This is a genomic window from Alcanivorax sp. P2S70 (assembly GCF_000475295.1).
GTDB classification, from domain to species: domain Bacteria; phylum Pseudomonadota; class Gammaproteobacteria; order Pseudomonadales; family Alcanivoracaceae; genus Alcanivorax; species Alcanivorax profundi.
Window position 1 is genome coordinate 1 of the sequence record NZ_AXBZ01000024.1, and the last position, 1,221, is coordinate 1,221.

Consider the following 1,221-nt stretch of genomic DNA (forward strand, 5'->3'; position numbering starts at 1 on the left):
GGGTTCTACCCCGTTTCCACGGACGGTTTTAAGAAGGCGGTAAACTTGTGATCTTGAGCTGCGACCTTACGTCGCCTTCTTGGGTTGTGGAACCGCTCGATGTAATTAAATACGTCAGCCCTTGCCTCATTCAGGGTTCGATAATCACGGTGATTTGTCCGTTCCCGCTTCATCATGCCGAAGAACCCTTCACAGGCTGCATTATCGGCACAGTGGCCGACCGCACTCATGCTGCATACCAATCCTTGCTGTTTCAAATAACGCTGGTAATCACCACTCGTAAACTGGCTACCTCGATCCGAGTGGAGAATGATCTTCCCATCTCCCTCTCGTTGCCACACCGCCATCTCAACTGCCCGAAGCACCATGTACCGATCCTGGCGATGATGCATCGACCAGCCCGCAATGATGTTGCTGTACAGATCCATCACTACACACAGGAATAGCTTGCCTTCCTTGGTCTTGATCTCCGTGATGTCGGTCACCCACTTGGTGTCTGGCTCCAGTGCAGAGAAGTCTCGTTTCAGATGGTTCTTCACTCCATCCGGACGAACTGAAGGGGCCTTGCGACCCCGGCCTCTGCGGCGAGGCCAGCCCTGCAAGCCAGATTTCGCCATTAGACGCGCCACACGATTGAGGCTGGCTGTTTCTCCTTCCTCCACCAGGTCATCATGCATGCGAGGGGCGCCGATGGCGCCACCGCTGTCAGCATGTATCTCGTGGATTCGTTTGAGAAGCCGCTCATTATCCTGTGCCCGGCTCGAAGGCGCCCGGCCAGACCAAGAGTAGTAGCCGCTCGGAGAGACCTTCAAGCAGCGACACATTAGCAGAACAGGGAAGTCTTGGCGGCAACGCTCAATCGCCTGATATCTCAGGACGACTCCTTTGCGAAGAACGTTGCCGCTTCGCGCAAAAAATCCCTTTCCTTCTTCACTCGTGCCAGCTCCCGTTTCAGCCGGGCCATCTCCGCGTCACGAGGGGAGCCTGAACCCTGGAAGCTTGGGGTGGAGGCATCATCCGCCTCTCTGCGCCAACGAGAGAGAAGATTGGGATTGATGCCCAGTTCAAGGGCCACTTGGCGGCAGCTCACGTCGGGGTGGCGAGTCTGCTCTACCGCTTCACGCTTGAACTCGGGGCTGTACTTCTTTCGCTTGCTCATAAACACTCCTTGGGCACAGTGTGCCTCTTTTTAGAAGTGTCCGCAGTAACGGGGTAGAACCC

Annotated in this window: 1 protein-coding gene; it reads right to left on the reverse strand. The window is 55.9% G+C overall.

Annotation, left to right across the window (positions count from 1 at the left end):
• Positions 1 to 5: 5 nt before the first annotated feature.
• A protein-coding gene (locus Q672_RS0117175) for an IS3 family transposase (protein WP_152521826.1) occupies positions 6 to 1,159 on the reverse strand; the annotation gives its coding sequence in 2 pieces (ribosomal slippage) (positions 6 to 919 and positions 919 to 1,159; 1,155 coding nt in all).
• Positions 1,160 to 1,221 lie beyond the last annotated feature (62 nt).